General features: G+C 66.3%; 13 protein-coding genes and 1 riboswitch. Of the genes, 7 read left to right on the top strand and 6 right to left on the bottom strand.

Features of this window, described 5'->3' with window-relative positions; all coding sequences use genetic code 11:
* The first annotated feature begins 196 nt into the window (after positions 1-196).
* Positions 197-439, top strand: coding sequence for a type II toxin-antitoxin system Phd/YefM family antitoxin (locus AC1DQR_RS17400; RefSeq protein ID WP_416053080.1), 243 nt, complete (start codon positions 197-199; stop codon positions 437-439).
* On the top strand, positions 436-855 hold the full coding sequence (locus tag AC1DQR_RS17395; RefSeq protein WP_416053079.1) for a type II toxin-antitoxin system VapC family toxin: 420 nt from the start codon (positions 436-438) through the stop codon (positions 853-855). The genes AC1DQR_RS17400 and AC1DQR_RS17395 overlap by 4 nt, the downstream gene beginning before the upstream one ends.
* A gap of 43 nt (positions 856-898) precedes the next feature.
* Here the strand turns inward: AC1DQR_RS17395 and AC1DQR_RS17390 are convergent, their stop codons facing one another.
* The 4 genes from AC1DQR_RS17390 to AC1DQR_RS17375 all read right to left on the bottom strand — a co-directional run bounded on the left by AC1DQR_RS17390 (position 899) and on the right by AC1DQR_RS17375 (position 6,901).
* Positions 899-1,768, bottom strand: coding sequence for an alpha/beta hydrolase (locus AC1DQR_RS17390; RefSeq protein WP_477133437.1), 870 nt, complete (start codon positions 1,766-1,768; stop codon positions 899-901).
* Between the two features lie 234 nt (positions 1,769-2,002).
* Positions 2,003-3,061 carry a HoxN/HupN/NixA family nickel/cobalt transporter gene (locus tag AC1DQR_RS17385; protein WP_416053077.1) on the bottom strand — a complete coding sequence of 353 codons (1,059 nt, stop codon included), beginning with the start codon at positions 3,059-3,061 and terminating at the stop codon, positions 2,003-2,005.
* Between the two features lie 53 nt (positions 3,062-3,114).
* Positions 3,115-4,629, bottom strand: a complete 1,515-nt coding sequence (locus tag AC1DQR_RS17380; RefSeq protein ID WP_477133436.1) for a PepSY domain-containing protein — start codon at positions 4,627-4,629, stop codon at positions 3,115-3,117.
* Positions 4,630-4,636: 7 nt separating this feature from the next.
* Positions 4,637-6,901 carry a TonB-dependent receptor gene (locus AC1DQR_RS17375; protein ID WP_477133435.1) on the bottom strand — a complete coding sequence of 755 codons (2,265 nt, stop codon included), beginning with the start codon at positions 6,899-6,901 and terminating at the stop codon, positions 4,637-4,639.
* A gap of 125 nt (positions 6,902-7,026) precedes the next feature.
* Positions 7,027-7,285, bottom strand: a riboswitch (cobalamin riboswitch).
* Between the two features lie 304 nt (positions 7,286-7,589).
* On the opposite strand from AC1DQR_RS17375, the gene AC1DQR_RS17370 reads away from it, so the two are divergent.
* The gene (locus AC1DQR_RS17370) at positions 7,590-9,146 is read left to right on the top strand and encodes a methyl-accepting chemotaxis protein (RefSeq protein ID WP_416053075.1); all 1,557 of its coding nucleotides are present in this window, start codon (positions 7,590-7,592) and stop codon (positions 9,144-9,146) included.
* Positions 9,147-9,165: 19 nt separating this feature from the next.
* On the opposite strand, the gene AC1DQR_RS17365 is transcribed toward AC1DQR_RS17370, so the two are convergent.
* Positions 9,166-9,642 (bottom strand): YjjA family protein, encoded by a 477-nt coding sequence (locus tag AC1DQR_RS17365; protein WP_416053074.1) that lies wholly within the window; start codon positions 9,640-9,642, stop codon positions 9,166-9,168.
* Positions 9,643-10,009: 367 nt separating this feature from the next.
* On the opposite strand from AC1DQR_RS17365, the gene AC1DQR_RS17360 reads away from it, so the two are divergent.
* Positions 10,010-10,327: a hypothetical protein gene (locus tag AC1DQR_RS17360; protein WP_477133434.1), complete on the top strand. Its 318-nt coding sequence runs from the start codon at positions 10,010-10,012 to the stop codon at positions 10,325-10,327.
* The gene (locus AC1DQR_RS17355; RefSeq protein ID WP_477133433.1) at positions 10,287-11,675 is read left to right on the top strand and encodes an S-layer protein; all 1,389 of its coding nucleotides are present in this window, start codon (positions 10,287-10,289) and stop codon (positions 11,673-11,675) included. The genes AC1DQR_RS17360 and AC1DQR_RS17355 overlap by 41 nt, the downstream gene beginning before the upstream one ends.
* A 130-nt stretch (positions 11,676-11,805) precedes the next feature.
* Here AC1DQR_RS17355 and AC1DQR_RS17350 read toward each other — a convergent pair whose 3' ends face one another.
* Entirely contained in the window at positions 11,806-12,744 is a 939-nt protein-coding gene (locus AC1DQR_RS17350; RefSeq protein WP_477133432.1) for a LysR substrate-binding domain-containing protein, read from the bottom strand.
* Positions 12,745-13,056: 312 nt separating this feature from the next.
* On the opposite strand from AC1DQR_RS17350, the gene AC1DQR_RS17345 reads away from it, so the two are divergent.
* Both AC1DQR_RS17345 and AC1DQR_RS17340 read left to right on the top strand, forming a co-directional pair.
* Positions 13,057-14,097, top strand: a complete 1,041-nt coding sequence (locus tag AC1DQR_RS17345) for a Bug family tripartite tricarboxylate transporter substrate binding protein (protein ID WP_477133431.1) — start codon at positions 13,057-13,059, stop codon at positions 14,095-14,097.
* 92 nt (positions 14,098-14,189) lie between these two features.
* On the top strand, positions 14,190-15,782 hold the full coding sequence (locus tag AC1DQR_RS17340; RefSeq protein WP_416053070.1) for a gamma-glutamyltransferase family protein: 1,593 nt from the start codon (positions 14,190-14,192) through the stop codon (positions 15,780-15,782).
* The last annotated feature ends 125 nt before the right edge of the window (positions 15,783-15,907 follow it).

Below are 15,907 nucleotides of genomic sequence, written 5' to 3'. Positions count from 1 at the left end.
GGAAGTCTCGACGACCGGCGCTATCCTTGGCGCACTAGACCGCCAGGGAGACCACCATGGCTCGGATGCACAAGCCTGCGCGTCCCTGCATAGACCTTGCCAGAAGGCACGCAGCCGTTCACGCAGCTTGCAGTCATTTACATGCTGAAGCAGATCCACTAGACTAGACCAGTCTATAGACTGGATGGAGTCAGGCATGTTTGTGGAAGTCGGTTCTTACGATGCCAAGACCAAGCTCCCGGAGTTGCTTAGGAAAGTGGAGCAAGGCGAGCGGTTCACAATTACGCAGCGTGGACGCCCGATTGCAGATCTGGTGCCGAGCGCGGACAACGTTCGCCACAGTGGCGAAGAAGCCGTAGCCGCAATGCGCGCGACCAGGCGTGTGACGGGTGTCGCCCTGGCCGATCTTGAACATTGGATAGAGGAGGGGCGCCGATGACACTGGTGCTAGATGCATCTATGGCACTTGCATGGCTATTTGAACGAGCGGACCAAATCCAGGCGGAATGTGCCGACAAGGTGCTCTCGGCGCTGACCTCAAACGAGGTCGTTGTGCCGACGCTATGGCATGTGGAGACCGCCAATGCGCTTCTGGTGGCGGAGCGGCGAAAAGTTGTGACCGAAGCGCAGGTCGCGGATTTTGTCAGCAAACTCGGCAGTCTCCCGATCACAACCGACTCTGCCGCGCCGGCGGAGCGCCGTGAAGTCGTCATGGCCTTAGCGCGCGAGCACAGGCTAACGGCTTATGACGCGACCTATCTGGATCTCGCGTTGCGCAATGGTGCTGCACTGGCTACTTTCGATGGCGCATTGGCTAGTGCCATGCGCAATGCTGGTGGCGTCGTGTTCGAATAGCCGAGCAGCTAATCAACCGGCGATGTGGGGCTCTGATGCAACGTCATGGCTCGATGCCTACGTCCTGCAACCACGTTGCCATGTCGTTCACGACATCTGCAAAACGGCTCTGTCCATTGGGTCCGAAAAACCGGTGGTCCAGCGCCGGGTAGGTCTTGTAGGTGATATTGCGTTTGCCCGCCTGATGGAGCCTGGCAACCATGGCCAGGACGGCGGCGGGTGAGACGGACTCGTCGGCGCCGGCCTGGATGATCAGCGTCGGCGATCTGCTCGTCTGCAGCACGGCCAGTTGATCCGTGTCGAGCGAGTCGCGCCACCAGCGGTAGCCGTGGCCGCTGGCCGTTATTTTTGCCTGCGCCTTGGGCGTGGCGGTGCGGATATGGTGGGCGAAATCACGCATGCCCTGCATCGATTCGGTCTTCTCTTGCGCGCTGGCGGGCGAACTGGCGATGCTGTGCAGCACGTCGTCGAGGAACCACTGGCCACCGCCATTGAAGGCGATGGTTGCTGTGACGTGATCCGATCGCGCCGCCAGCAGGTGCGCGACCACAGCCCCCTCGCTGCCGCCAAGGGCGACCACCTGGTGGTAGGTGTGCTGGCGTAGAACTTCGGTGACGACGGTGTCCAAATCCGCGGCGCGTTGCGCCGGGCTGTCGTGGCGAAGATAGGCAGGCGGGCAATCCGCGCGTTCGGGATCGTCACTGTAAGGCAAGCTGGAATCGATACCAAACTTCTCTACCGTCAGGACGTCGGCTGCGGGCAGTACCCGTACGACGTAGCGGTTGATTGCCTCGACCCGGGTTACGCTGTTGCAATCGGAGCCCTGGATCACCACCAGCAATTGGTTCGCGTGCCTGGAGGCATCTCGCATATTGAGGTAGTAGCGGATCCGCGAGCCGTCCGCGCGGGCCATGTCTCGGCCCATCTCTCCCGCACGCGCCCAACCGGACTGCGCCAGGCACACCAGCAGGCATGCAAGTATCCATACTCTGACTTTCATTTGCTCCACTAAGGCTGGCAGCCGTTTTCGACGGTAGAGACTATAGCCCACGCAGGGCCGGAGCATCCGGCGCTTCCTGGCTGATGGACGTATTCGGGCTCGCATGTCCGCCAAGCCGTTATCCGTCTCGCAGACTCGTCAAAGCTCTCACCCCACCCTCACCTCGATCTCGTCATAACGCCGCACCCGGTACACCACCATCGAGATCAGCCAGCTCAGCACGAACACGCCGATGATCACATAGCCGAGCATGCCGAAATGCGCGTTAAGCGCGCCGATCACATCCCACAGCCCGCCTTCCAGCCCGAGCTTGTCGGCAATCAGCCCGAGTGCTTCGATGCCGCCGATGACCACCGCGACCACGACCGAGACCAGCGTGATGGTCATGTTGTAGTAGAGCTTGCGGATCGGCTTGGTGAAGGCCCAGCCGTAAGCGCCCAGCATCAGAATGCCGTCGGTGGTGTCCACCAGCGACATGCCGGCGGTGAACAGGGCGGGGAATACCATGATGGTCCAGAAGGGCACGCCCTTGGCGGCTTCGGCGGCGGACAGGCCAAACAGCGCGACCTCGGTCGCGGTGTCGAAACCGAGGCCGAACAGCAACCCCATCGGGAACAGGTGCCAGCTGCGGCTGGCCAGCCGGAACAGGGGGCGGAACAGCCGCGAGAGCACGCCGCGGTTGTTCAGCAGCAGGTCCAGGTCCTGCTCCTTGAGCGCTTCGCCGCGCTTGACCGCGCGGAAGGCACGCCACACGGAGATCAGGATCAGCAGGTTGAAGAAGGCCAGCAGGAACAGGAACAGCGCGGAGACGCTGGTGCCGATCATGCCGCCCACGGCTTTCATGTCGGCAAAGCGCGTTTGCAGCGCGGCGGCGGCAATCGCGATGCCGATCGACATCAGCGTGACCACGGTGGAGTGGCCGAGCGAGAAAAAGAAGCCGACCGTCACCGGGCGCTTGCCTTCCTGCATCAGCTTGCGCGTGACGTTGTCGATGGCGGCGATATGGTCGGCGTCAACGGCGTGGCGCAGGCCGAGCGTGTAGGCGAGCACGGCGGACGCCAGCAGCATGGGGTGGTCGCGCAACGCTGCCAGTGCCCACAGCCAGGCCCCCACGTTGGCGGCGATCAGGAAGACGTAGAGCGCAATGACCTTGCGGCGCACGTCGGCGTCCTGGTCGTTGAAGATGCTGGCTAGAAAGCGGAACATGAGCGGTCCGTGAAAGATCGGGAATTCTGAATGGATGGACGCCAGGCCGGGACTCAAGCCCGCCGGCGGCGCCCGCGAAACAACCTGCGCCAGCCAATCACCACGCCACTGACCGAGACTACCAGCCCGGCAACCGAGAGTAACCAGACCGTTGCATCCCAGGCCGGGCGATGGCGCACCAGCCAGCCAAAGTCCCAGCTGTGCGCGGCATGGAACAGCCATCGGTAGGCTCGGCGGCTGCGGTCGCTGCGGCCCAGCAGGTTGCCGGTGTCCGGGTCGATGTACGCCCACGTGGCGCAATCGTCGTCAAAGCGCACGCGCAGCACCGGCAGCTTGCGCGGCAGGTGGTGGCTGTACCGGTAGGCGTCGTCCTCGTGCAGCAGGTCGCGGCCGGCGACGGTGGCGTCCGGCATCAGCCGCGCGGCTGCCTGGGCCAGTGTCCGGGCAGAGAGCGCCAGCGGCGCGCCGGTGTTGGCGTGATAGGCGTGCGTCGTGGCCGCGGTCGCCACCAGCATGACCGGCACGCCGGCCTGCCAGGCCAGCTTGATCTCCCTTGGAGGCAGCGCGGTGTCGGACAGCAGGCTCGCCAGCGCCGCGCCATCGCCAGCGGGAATGCGCGGCAGGGTTTCTCCGGCGTAGCGTTCCAGCGCTGGCTGCGCAAACGCGCGCCCGGGAAACCACTGATTGGGATTGACCGATAGCCAACCGCTGGCCAGCCACGCCACAAGGAACAGCGATGCGGCCAGCCCGGCGATATGGTGCCAGGCCATCCACCCGTGATAGGGCGACGTGCCGCCGGCGCTGCCATGCGCAAACCGGCGGCGCACGCGCAGCCGCAGCCAGCCGATCCAGATGCCGCTGACGGCCACGGCAATGCACGCGCCGGAGGTCCACAGCACGACCTGCCGCCATAGCGGCGGGTCGGCCCGCACCGGCGTGAAGTACAGCCAGTGCGGCACCGAGCCGAGCCAGTTCCAGAACCGTTCGGCGCGGTTCGTGTCGCGCATCACCTCGCCGGTCCGGGCAGACACATACAGCTCGGAGCCGGCCGCATCGTCCAGCGCAATGCGATGCAGCGGCCGCCAGGGATTGAGCCCGTTGGGCACGGTCCACTGGTCGCGCTCCGCGGTTTCCACCCAGCGCGCGCCCGCCGCGCCGGAGAAACGTTGGGCGATGGCTTGCGCGGCAACGGCATCCACCTGCTCGATGCGCGCCGCGTCGCGGGCGGAGACGGTGTAAGGCTTGCCGTCCCAGTCGATCATCCGGTAGACCGGGTGCGCGCCCATCATCTCCAGGCGCAGGCTGCGCGGAAAGCGGGTGAGGCCCGCGCTGGCCATCGCGGCATCCGGCGTGATCCTTACCCCGGGCAGGTCCAGCGGCGGGAGCCCCGCATGGCGCTCGGTGTCGGTCAGCGCGGGAAAGGCCACATACATCATGACCAGTCCCGAGAGAAACCACATGGCGATCAGCAGGCAGCCCGCGATCCCGGCCCAGCGGTGCACCAGGTAGAGCCAGCGGCGCGTGAAGCGCCAGCAGGCTTCACGCCAGGGCAGGGGTGTGCTTGCCATGGCCGGCCTAGAAGTAGAAGTTGGCCGACAGCTCGGCCGCGCGCGGCCGGCCCAGCAGCCACTGGCCGCCACTGTTGCCAGAGGATTCGGCGTAGTCGCGGTTGAACAGGTTGTACACGCGCAGCGTCAGCGCCGTCTTGCGCGATACACGCCATTGCAGCGAGGCATCCACCACCGTGTACGACGGCATGGTGGTGGTATTGGCGTTGTTGGTGTAGCGCTTGCCCACGTAGCGCAGGCCGCCGCCTGCCTGCCACTGCGGTGCGAAGGCCCACGTCAGCCACAGGTTGGCCGCCTGCTGCGCAACGCTGGTGGGCACATTGCCATTGCGCGAGGCCAGCGCGCCGTTCACGCTTTCCGCGAAGTCGTCGTAGCGGGCGCGCAGCACGGTGCCATTGGCATCCAACCGCAACCCGCGCATGAGTTCCACGCTGACCGAGGCCTCCAGCCCGCGCGAGGATTGCTCGCCCACCTGCACCGACAACGCCGGGTTGCTGGCGTCGCGTGTCAGCAGGTTCTTCTTGATGATCTGGTAGGCGGCAAAGGTCCACTCGCCGCGCTGGTTCCAGAACGATTGCTTGACCCCGGCTTCGATCTGCCTACCGGTGGCCAGCTTGAAATCCTTCTGTGCGTCCGAGGTGGAGATCAGTGCGCCAAGGGGATCGGTGGCGGTGGCGTACTGCGCATACACCGACAAGGCTGGCGTGAATGCGTAGACCGTGCCCGCGCGCCACGTGATGTTGTTGAAGCTGCGGGTCCAGTCGTCGCCCGTGACCAGGTTGCCGCGTTCCAGCTGGGCATGGTCCAGCCGCACGCCGCCAATCACCGACCATTGCCGGGTCAGCTGGAGGCGGTCCTCGCCAAACAGCGCGGCTTGCGTGGTGTGGGTGCGAAAACGCGGCAACGTGACAATGCCCGGCGGGCTGAAGAACTGGCCCGGGTCGAACTGGTAGGCATTGACCGTGGATGCGCCGCCATAGGGCGAGTTGCTGCTATTGGTGTAGTTGATGCGGTTGACGTCGAACCCCAGCATGGCGGTATTGGCCATGCCGAACAGCTGGCCATCGATCTTCAGGTCGGCGCGGTCGCCCACCTGTTCCTGGTCATGCAGGATCTCCAGATAGTCGGTGCGGCGCACCTGGCCCGTCGCGGGCAGAAAGGTATAGGACTCGGCGTCGCGCCAGTGGCGCTGGCTGGTGAGGTAATAGAACTGGTTGCGCACCATGACGCGCTCGTTGGGCTGCCACTGCGCCGCGAGCCGGGTCCAGCGGTCGCGGTAGGTGATATCGGCATCGCCAACGTTGTAGTTCTTCTTGCGCAGCGAGGTGTCCAGGCTGCCGCCCGCCAGCGGCGTGCCCAGGTATTGCATTGGGTGCTGGTCGGCGTCGTCATAGGACAGCGTCAGGTTGAACGCGGGCGAAACGTCCAGCCGCACCGCGGCCGACACCGCCAGGCTGCGCGAGTCGCCCCGGTCCACCCAGCCGCCGGAGCGGCCGTAGCTGGCGTTGAAGCGGTAGGAGAGGGTCTCGTTGACCGCGCCGCCGCTGTCGAACGCCGCGCGCGCTGTTTTTTGCGTGCCGCCGGTGAGCTGCAGCTCGTTGGCGATCGGCGCGCGCATCGGCTTCTTGGGAATCACGTTGACCACGCCGCCGATCGCGCCCTCGCCAACCATGACCGAGGCCGCGCCGCGCAGCACTTCGATGCGGTCCACGGACCAGGTATCGAAGGGGAATGTGACGGTGCCGGAGGCCACGTAGAGGCGCGTGCCATCGTACAGCTGCATCACCGAGCCTTGTCCTGCAAAGCCGCGTGCCGCGAGCGCCGTGCCGCCGTTGCCGGGCGCGCCATTGGCGGTGATGCCGGTGGCGCGGGTCACGGCCTCGCGCACCGACAAATCGCCGCGTTCGCGAATGGTGTCGCCGGAGAGGACTTCCACGCTAGCGGGTGTTTCCCGCGGGGTCAGGCCAAGGCGGCTGCCGGTGCTGGTGGGCTCGGACAGCGCCAGCCCGGGCGGCTGAGAGGCGCTGCTGATTACCACCGGCGGCAGCACCGTGCTGTCGCTGCGCGATGGCTGCGATTGCGCTCGCTCTGATGGCCGCGCATCTTCCGCCGCCCAGGCGGCATCGGCGCCGAGGCCGGCGAAGGCCCCCAGCGACAGCGCGAGCGCGCAATGATGCGCGAGCTGGCGCGGCGGCTTGGGCGCATGACGACGTTGGCGTGGCTTGGCGGCCGCCGGCGAGGCGGTATGGGCAATGCGAGGGCGCGCGGACATGCGTTTTCCATCATTGGCCGCGGGCGACCCCGCCCGGCGGCAATAAACGAACCAGCCGCGGACGCGCGCGCAGTGACGGCCAGGCGCGTGGCCAGCCGTCTCACGCCTGGCCGCCCGTCCGCAGCCCCGGTGATCGGTCGAAGGCCGGTATCCGGGCTTGCAGGGGGACGCCTGCCGCAGGGGGCGCGTCCGGGGTGCCGCCTTCCCGCGCGATGATGCGCAGTGGCTGCCGCGGCCTGTTGGCGCGGCGTGACACCTTTGTACCTGCTGACCGTTGCGGGGGCAGCACAGGATTAGCCGCGGCATGGCCGGCGGCGCACCTGTTTCCCGTTTAACCCCCGCCGCGCGCTGCGCGCCGGAGGCACCTTCGAACCCTTGGCAGTCCACTAGCCAGGTAATTGCAAGTCAATTGCAATTACTGAGTGGAATGCGAGGCGCATTGTAGCCGTATTTGCGCCGCTTTCGGGGGCGGATGGCAGGCGTTTTTTTGGCACCGTGCGGGTGCGCGAGCGTTTCGGCCTGGCACAACCTGTCGCCATTTTGGTGCTTCATGCGACATTTTCTGCGCTTCGTGGCCTTTCGTGCGGTCCTGTCGCGCCTTTCGCTAAAGAAGGCGAGCCCGGCTCCGATATCCGGAGATGCCGCATGCCTCCTGCATGACCGGCCATTGCCCCGAGAAGCGAATGCCATGAATCGTCTGACCCTGCGAAAAAAGCTGTGGATTCCCCTTGTGCTGGCCTGGCTCGGCCTGCTGTTGCTGACCGTGATGCACGCCTTCCAGACCCGCCAGCTGCAAATGGCCGATCGCCGCGGCGAGCTGGCTAACATTGTCGACATGTCGCTCTCGCTGGTGCGCGACTATGCCGAGCAGGCTCGCCAGGGCAAGATGTCCGAGGCCGATGCCAAGGCCCAGGCCACGGCCCGCGTTGCCGCGCAGCGTTATGGCAAGGATGGCTACATCACCATCGTCGGCGCGGATTCCGTGCTGTTGATGCACCCCATCAACCCCAAGCTCAACGGCAAGAACATGAGCGACTTCAAGGACGCCAAGGGCAACGCCTTATATGCCGATATCGCGGCCCGCGGCGCATCAGCAGAAGGCGCAGGCCACCTGGACTACTGGTGGCCCAAGCCGGGCAGCGACCAGCCGAGCCCCAAGATCGGCTACGTGGCGCGCTTCAAGCCGTGGGGCTGGGACCTGGTCGCCGGCACGTACATGGATGACGTGCAAGCGCAGTTCCGCGCCTCGCTGTATCAATCGCTGGGGCTGCTGGTGCTGCTGGGCATCGTGATTTCCGCGGTGGCCACGCTGCTGATCCGCAGCATCCAGAGCTCGGTGGGCGGCGAGCCGGCTACCGCTGCGGCCCTTGCCTTGCGCATGGCCAGCGGCGACCTCACGGCGCGCGTCGAAACCCACCCGGACGACCGTTCCAGCCTGATGTACGCCATCGGCCATATGCGCGACCAGCTCGCCGGCACGGTGGCGGGCATCCAGCAATCGGCCGATTCCATCAGCTCGGCGGCCCAGGAGATCGCCTCGGGCAATAGCGACCTGTCGAGCCGCACCGAGCAGCAGGCGGCCTCGTTGCAGCAGACCGCTGCCAGCATGGAGCAGATTACCGCGACGGTGCGCCAGAACGCCGACAACGCCAAGGAGGCCAGCCAGTATGTGGCTGACGCCTCGCAGATCGCGCAGCAGGGCGGCAGCGTGGTCAGCCAGGTGGTGGACAAGATGCGCGGCATCACCGCCAGCTCGCGCAAGATCAACGACATCATCGGGGTGATCGACGGCATTGCTTTCCAGACCAATATCCTGGCGCTTAACGCCGCGGTGGAAGCCGCGCGCGCCGGCGAGCAAGGCCGCGGGTTTGCGGTGGTGGCCGGTGAGGTGCGCAACCTGGCGCAGCGCAGCGCGGGCGCGGCCAAGGAAATCAAGACGCTGATCGTCGAGTCGGTGGGCCAGGTCGACAGCGGCTCGGCACTGGTGGAGCAGGCCGGGCAGACCATGGCCGAGATCGTCAATGCGGTCGGCCGCGTGACGTCGATCATGGACGGCATCGCCTCGGCCACCGCGGAGCAGCGCACCGGCATCGAGGAGGTCAATCGCGCGGTGGCGCAGATGGACCAGATGACGCAGCAGAACGCGGCGCTGGTGGAGCAGGCGAGCGCGGCCGCCACGTCGCTGGAAGACCAGGCCGGCGCGCTGCACCATGCCGTGTCGGCCTTCCGCCTGTCGCCCGCCTGAGCGCTCAGCGCGCCTGGCCTTACAGCAGCGATTTGCCCTGCGCGAGGATCTTGTCGCAGACCTGCTTGGTGACCTGATCCTTGAGCCCGCCGCCGCTCAGGTCGAACTGCTTGCCATCGCTGCTGCTCAGGATGCCCTTGGCGCCGCTGGTGTAGCCGGCGTCCGATGTGGGCGAGTCGCCGCCGACCTTGCCCAGCAGCTTGTCTTTGACCGAGGTGGCGCCGCTGGCGCCGCCAAGGTAGTTGTTCTTCACGCAGTACTCCAGGATCCCGGCGACATTGCCGGTGCTGCCCGAACTCAGCGATTGCAGCGAGGGCATTCCACTCATCCCGCCCAGGCTGCTGCCCAGGCCGCTCAGGCCACCGGACGAACTCTCGGTGCCGCCCTGCGTGGCGCCTTTGAGCAGATCCCCGAGCTGCGCATGCGCGGCTGCCACCGGTAGCAGCGCGGCGATCAGGATTTTCACGGCGGTGGTGCGATAGAGGCTGGCGTTCATGCTGCATCCTTCTGGCGGCGTGGAAACAGTCTTCACTATAGTGCTTGCCGCATCGGCCATCGCCTTTCGCTGCAGTGACGCTTTCTTCTCTCCGCGCTAGCCGATTTGCATGACGCGCGCATTAAGCGAGGCTTCGCGCATGCGATCAGGTATTCTGTAAGTCAGAATGTCGTCTCGATGATACGAATTTTCCCAATTGAGTGTATCGATTTACTCAAATACTGGTTTTGTCGTCTTTGCGTCACCTCTGTGTCACGAACGCCAATCACTATCTGCGCCCACAAGAGCCTTGCCAGCGCGCCCGGACGAAAGACGCGCGGACCAGCCGGGTCAATACAAAACAGTGTCATCAGGGAAATCGAATCCAATGCGCCACACCAGATCCATCCTCGGCCTAGCGGCCTCCTTGTGCATCGCCGGCGGCTTCTACGGCTGCAACGGCAACGGCGAGCAGTCCGGCAACACCGCGCCGGCCGCACCGAGCACGCCCGTCACGCCCATCACGCCCATCACGCCCGTTGCCGAAGTCACCGGCAAGTGGACCACCGGCGACCTGCACGTCCACACCACCGAATCGAACGACGCGCAGAGTCCGCTCACCACGGTGCTCGACCAGGCCTTCACCGCTAACAACCATCGACTGGATGGCCTTGTCGAACCACCTGCGCGTGTCGGATCGCGATAGTACGGGCACGGCAATCCCGGGCGGCTCGATCCCGTTCTCGAAGGGCCTGGCCAACTACGAAGTCCCGGCCGTCAAGCAGCTGCAGGCCGATGGCCGCTACCCCGGCAAGCTGATCTTCTCGACCTTCGAGTGGGACATGCCCACCCACGATCACGTCAACGTGGGCATCTTCAGCGGTTCGCCCGCACTCGCAACGGCGGTCAAGGGCGCCAACGAATTCGAGTACTTTTTCACCAGCCGCCCCGACACCATGTTCGATCCGGTGGACGTGGCGGCCTGGAACGCCAAGGCACCGCGCACCGCCGCCTCCAGCCACGCCGATGCGGTGCAGGCGTTCACCTGGCTCAAGACCAACTTCCCCGATACCAGCTACGCGCTGATCAACCATCCGTCGCGCAATCCGGGCAAGTACACGGCCGCCGACTACCGCGAGTTCAATGACCTCGCACCGAACATCGCGTTTGCGGTGGAAGGCATGGTTGGCAATCAGATGGAACCCGATCGCGGCGGCTATAGCAGCACCTACGACCCGGCGAACCTGAAGTCGCGCACCTACGGCGGCGTGGACTACGTGGTCGCGCAGGTCGGCGGGATCTGGGACGCGCTGCTGGGCGACGGCCGCCGCTTCTGGAACATCGCCAATTCGGACCACCATTTCAAGACCGCCGGCGGGCTTTTCAGCAGCGGCTACTTCCCCGGCGAGTACGCCCGCAACTACGTCTGGCTGGAGGGGACCGGCATCAAGTCGGTGTTGGATGGCTTGCGCGCGGGCAAGGCGTTCTCGGTGTTCGGCGATCTCATCAACGCGCTGGACTTCAATGTGGCCGCGAGCGGCACCAAGCGCGAGATGGGCGGTGAGCTCAAGGCCCGCGCCGGCGACAGCGTGACCGTGACCATCCGCTTCAAGAGCCCGGACCGCAATAACTTCGAGTACCCGCTGGACAGCGGCGCCAACGTCAACGTCAAGCCCACGGTGGACCACATCGACCTGATCGCCGGTGACGTCACGCCGCGCGCCTTGCCCGGCACGCCCGGCTACAGCAAGGACACCAACGACTCCACCAAGGTCATCGCCACGTTCACCAAGGCCGACTGGAAGCTGGACAAGGACGGCTACAACACGGTGACCTACACCTTCAATGCGGCCAAGAGCCAGTACTTCCGGCTGCGCGGCACCAATCTTGGCATGAACGTGCCGGGCGAGACCGCCAACGGCAACCCGCTGCCCGACCTGAAGACGGACCTGACGGAAAACACGCCGCGCTTCAATGCCATCAACGCGCGCAACTATAACGACCTGTGGTTCTATTCAAATCCCGTGTTCGTGACTGTCGCCTCCAGCACCTGAAGCAAGGGACGCGCCCGCTGGCGGGGCAACGCGCGCTGATCCGGAGGATTTCGCGCGCGGTGTTCGGATCTTTGCGCATGGCCCAGCCACGCGGCGCCGCGTCTTGACGATCCGGGGGAAACGGTTTGCACTAGCAGTCCGGTTCGCGGCCCCCACCCTCGCCATGGGCGGGAACGCGCTCCAGCACCTCCCAGAGCGCCAACAGGGTAGGGTTGCTGGCATGGGCGGCACGATACGCGCAGATATCGAATGCCGAGCACCATGTGGCGTCTCCCGCCGGCACCAGCGTGCCCGCCGCGAGCGCATCGGCCGCGGTGGTGCGCGGCAGCCAGGCCACGCCGTGGCCTTCGCTGGCCATCTTCATCAACAGGATTGCCATGTCGGCCTCATAGCAACGCGCCAGCGCACGGCGTGGCGGCGCGTCCTCGAGGATCACCTCGACGATGCGGCCGAGCGTGGTGCTGGCCGTGTAGGCCAGGTAGGGAATCGGCTTGGCGCCACTGCTGCCTAGCGAGAACAGCGGGGCGCCGCGCGCATTGGGCGCGCACAGCGGCATCAGCACGTCGTGCCCGACCGTGAGGCTGCGGAACTTGTCCGGGTCCAGCGAGACCGGCACCCGCGTGTGGTTGTAGCCCAGCATCAGGTCGCAGTTGCCCTCCGACAGCGCCACCACGGCTTCGAGCACGTTGGCGGCCACGACCCGGGCATTGAACTGGCCGTAGCGCTTCTGGCATGCCTTGAGCCAGCCCGGCAGGAAGGTCAGCGACAAGGTATGCCCGGCGGCAATCTGGATCGCCTTGCCCGGCATGCGGCTTTCCTGGCGCAGCGTGGCACGTGCCTCCATCAGCAGCGTGAGTGCCTCGCGCCCGCTGGCGCAGAAGGTTTTGCCGGCCGGGGTCAGGTCCATGGGGAAGGTGTTGCGGTCGACCAGCACCGCGCCGGCCCAATCCTCCAGCGAACGGATGCGCCGCGACAGCGCCGACTGCGTGATATGCCGCAGCTCGGCGGCGCGCGAGAAGCTGCGCGTCTTCTCCAGGACCAGCAGGTCGTCGATCCATTTCAGCTGCATGGGATGTGTCTTCGGAAGCGGTGGAACGATGAGGGAAAGCCTGCCGCCGGCCTGGCCTGGCAAGGGCGCCAGGCCGTGGCCGCAATGCGTATTCCATTTTCGCATAGCTCTATGGCCGATCCGCATTCCGGTGGCCGCCGGGCGCGCCTAAAATCTGCGCTTCCCGTCAGTCAATATCGCCCCTAGGCGAAGCCAGATCCAGCATGACAGGGGCGCGCAAGCAAGCCGGCAGCCAAAGCGGCTGCGCCCCGGAACGTTCCGACTCTACCTCGGCAGTTAACGTCTTCGACGCTATCCGGAGCTACCCTGATCATGTTTATCCAGTCGCTTTACCGTACCCGCACGTTGCAGGGGCCAGCCCGTCTTTTCCGTGGGGGCAAGCAGGCACGAGCCGGCCTGCTGCTGGCCCTGGCCGCGGGCGCCGCTACCACCACCACGCCAGCCGCTGCAGCGGACTACCCCGACCACGCGGTCCAGCTGGTGCTGTCCTTTCCGCCGTCCGGCGCCACCGATGTGCTGGCGCGCGCGGTGGGCCAGCGCTTGTCCACCGTGCTCAAGCAGCCAGTGGTGGTGGACAACCGCCCGGGCGCTGGCGGGGCCATTGGCATGAGCTTCGCGGCCAAGGCCGCGCCCGATGGCTATACGCTTTACCTGGCCGCTGTCAGCAATGCCGCCATTGCGGCTGCCACGTATAGCAACCAGCCCGCCAGCCTCGCCCGCGATTTCGTGCCCATTGCCGGCATCGGCACCGTGCCGCATATCCTGGTGGTGCCGGCCTCGTTGCCGGTGCATTCGGTGCCTGAGCTGGTCAGCCTGCTCAAGGCATCTCCGGGCAAGTACAACTTTGCCTCGCAGGGCTCCGGCACGTTGTCGCACCTGGAGTCGGAGCTGTTCAAGCTGCGTACCGGCGTGGATGTGGTGCACGTGCCGTACAAGGGCAGCGCTTTCGCGCTGCCGGACCTGATGGCAGGCCGGGCGAGCATGATGTTCGACAGCATTCCCTCGGCCCTGCCGCACGTGAAATCCGGCAAGCTGCGGTTGCTGGCGGTGGCGTCCGAGCATCGTCTGAGCTCCTTGCCCGATGCCCAGACGGTGACCGAGGCCGGCATCCGGGACTTCCGTGCCGACAACCTGTTTGGCCTGGTTGCGCCCAAGGGCACGCCGCCGCAGGTGCTCAAGCAACTCTCCGCTGCGATGAGGGACGTACTGGCCTCGCCGGAGCTGGCCGCGGCCATGGAAGCACAGGGCGTGCAGATCAAGTACACAGCACCCGAGCCATTCGGCCGCATGATCGGCGACGAGATGCGCGCGTGGGAGAAGGTGGCGCGCGCGGCCAACGTCAAGATCGAGTAGCCACCGCGCAAGAACAACACACAAACGCATCTGGCCGGCGCTGCCGTGCAAGCCGCTGGCCAGATTCCCCAACCCTCGGAGCCTCGCAAACCATGACCAATTTCTGGAATTTCCCCTATCCCTCGCAACGCGTGCCCGTGCTGGCCGACAACGTGGTGGCCACCTCGCAGCCGCTGGCGGCCGCGGCAGGCCTGCGCATGCTGGCCCGTGGCGGCAACGCCGTGGACGCGGCGCTCGCCACGGCGATCGCGCTGACCGTGGTCGAGCCGTGCATGAACGGGATCGGCGGCGATGCCTTTGCGCTGATCTGGGATGGCAAGGAACTGCATGGCCTGAACGCTAGTGGACGGGCGCCGGCGGCGTGGACGCCCGAGTATTTCTCGCGCTACGGCAGCATGCCGGCCAACGGCTGGGACACCGTGACCGTGCCTGGCGCCGTTTCCGGCTGGCGCGCCACGTGGGAAAAGTTCGGCAGCCTGCCGTTTGCCGAGCTCTTCGAGCCCGCGCTGGAATACGCGCGCAACGGGTTCCTGGTCTCGCACACCGTGCACCGCCAGTGGCAGGCGCAGGTGCCCGTGCTGATCGACAAGCCGGGCTTTGCCGACGCCTTCGCGCCGAACGGGCGCGCGCCGCTGCCGGGCGAGCGCTTCATCTGCACGGGCCAGGCGCAGACGCTGGCGCGCATCGCCGAGACCAAGGGCGACGATTTCTATCACGGTGAGCTGGCCGGCCGTATCGCCGCGCATGCGCGCGCCACCGGCGGCCTGATCACCGAGGCCGACCTCGCCGCCCATCGCGCGGACTGGGTCCAGCCGATCAGCATGTCCTATCGCGACCTGGAGTTGTTCGAGATCGGCCCGAACGGGCAGGGCATCGGCGCGCTGATGGCGCTGGGCATCCTGGAGCATTTCGATGTCGCGGCCATGGGCGTGGACTCCGCCGCTGCCATCCATGTGCAGGTGGAAGCCATGAAGCTGGCGTTTGCCGATCTGCACGCGTACGTGGGCGACCCTACGGCAATGACCGAGGTGCAGGCCGCCCACCTGCTCGATCGCGGCTACCTGGCCAGCCGCGCCAAGGCCATCGACCCGGAGCGCGCGGCGGCAGCCGGCCCGGGCAAGCCCCACAGCGGCGGCACCGTGTACCTGACCACGGCGGACAAGAGCGGCATGATGGTGTCGTACATCCAGTCCAACTTCAAAGGCTTTGGCTCCGGCGTGGTCGTGCCCGGCACCGGCATCGCGCTGCATAACCGTGGCTGGGGCTTCAATCTCAAGCCGGGCCACCCCAACCAGGTAAGCCCTGGCAAGCGGCCGTTCCACACCATCATCCCTGGCTTCCTGATGCGCAAGGGCGCGCCGCTGGCCAGCTTCGGCGTGATGGGCGGCTCGATGCAGGCGCAAGGCCACCTGCAAATGGCCAGCCGGCTCGCGGATTTCGGCCAGAACCCGCAAGCCGCGTGCGATGCGCCTCGCTGGCGCGTGCTGGACGACAACGCCACCATCGCGGTGGAGTGGAATTGCCCGGCCGCCACCGTGGAAGGCTTGCGCGCGCGCGGCCACAAGGTGGACGTGGCGCCGCAGGGCAACCTGGAATTCGGCGGCGCGCAGATCGCGATGCGCCTGGAGGATGGCTACGCGGCGGCTTCGGACCACCGCAAGGACGGCTATCCGCTGGGGTTCTGAGCCCGTTCCCTGCCTGCGGGCTGGCGGCACCGGAGTGGCTCGCGCGCCAGCCACGGCGCAAAAAATTGCGCCGGTGCGTGGTCCAGGGCACATTAAACGGCCGTACCACGGGCCTACACTGGCGC

This window comes from Cupriavidus sp. 05L411, assembly GCF_056398045.1.
This window is presented reverse-complemented; position numbering and strand designations above follow the sequence as displayed.

Coding starts and splice junctions, on each gene's coding strand:
- AC1DQR_RS17390 (WP_477133437.1), bottom strand. CDS start 1,768: ATGGCCCGCGCGGACGGCTCGCGGATCCGCTACTACCTCAATATGCGA.
- AC1DQR_RS17380 (WP_477133436.1), bottom strand. CDS start 4,629: ATGGCAAGCACACCCCTGCCCTGGCGTGAAGCCTGCTGGCGCTTCACG.
- AC1DQR_RS17395 (WP_416053079.1), top strand. CDS start 436: ATGACACTGGTGCTAGATGCATCTATGGCACTTGCATGGCTATTTGAA.
- AC1DQR_RS17370 (WP_416053075.1), top strand. CDS start 7,590: ATGAATCGTCTGACCCTGCGAAAAAAGCTGTGGATTCCCCTTGTGCTG.
- AC1DQR_RS17365 (WP_416053074.1), bottom strand. CDS start 9,642: ATGAACGCCAGCCTCTATCGCACCACCGCCGTGAAAATCCTGATCGCC.
- AC1DQR_RS17355 (WP_477133433.1), top strand. CDS start 10,287: ATGGCCTTGTCGAACCACCTGCGCGTGTCGGATCGCGATAGTACGGGC.
- AC1DQR_RS17375 (WP_477133435.1), bottom strand. CDS start 6,901: ATGTCCGCGCGCCCTCGCATTGCCCATACCGCCTCGCCGGCGGCCGCC.
- AC1DQR_RS17385 (WP_416053077.1), bottom strand. CDS start 3,061: ATGTTCCGCTTTCTAGCCAGCATCTTCAACGACCAGGACGCCGACGTG.
- AC1DQR_RS17340 (WP_416053070.1), top strand. CDS start 14,190: ATGACCAATTTCTGGAATTTCCCCTATCCCTCGCAACGCGTGCCCGTG.
- AC1DQR_RS17350 (WP_477133432.1), bottom strand. CDS start 12,744: ATGCAGCTGAAATGGATCGACGACCTGCTGGTCCTGGAGAAGACGCGC.
- AC1DQR_RS17360 (WP_477133434.1), top strand. CDS start 10,010: ATGCGCCACACCAGATCCATCCTCGGCCTAGCGGCCTCCTTGTGCATC.
- AC1DQR_RS17345 (WP_477133431.1), top strand. CDS start 13,057: ATGTTTATCCAGTCGCTTTACCGTACCCGCACGTTGCAGGGGCCAGCC.
- AC1DQR_RS17400 (WP_416053080.1), top strand. CDS start 197: ATGTTTGTGGAAGTCGGTTCTTACGATGCCAAGACCAAGCTCCCGGAG.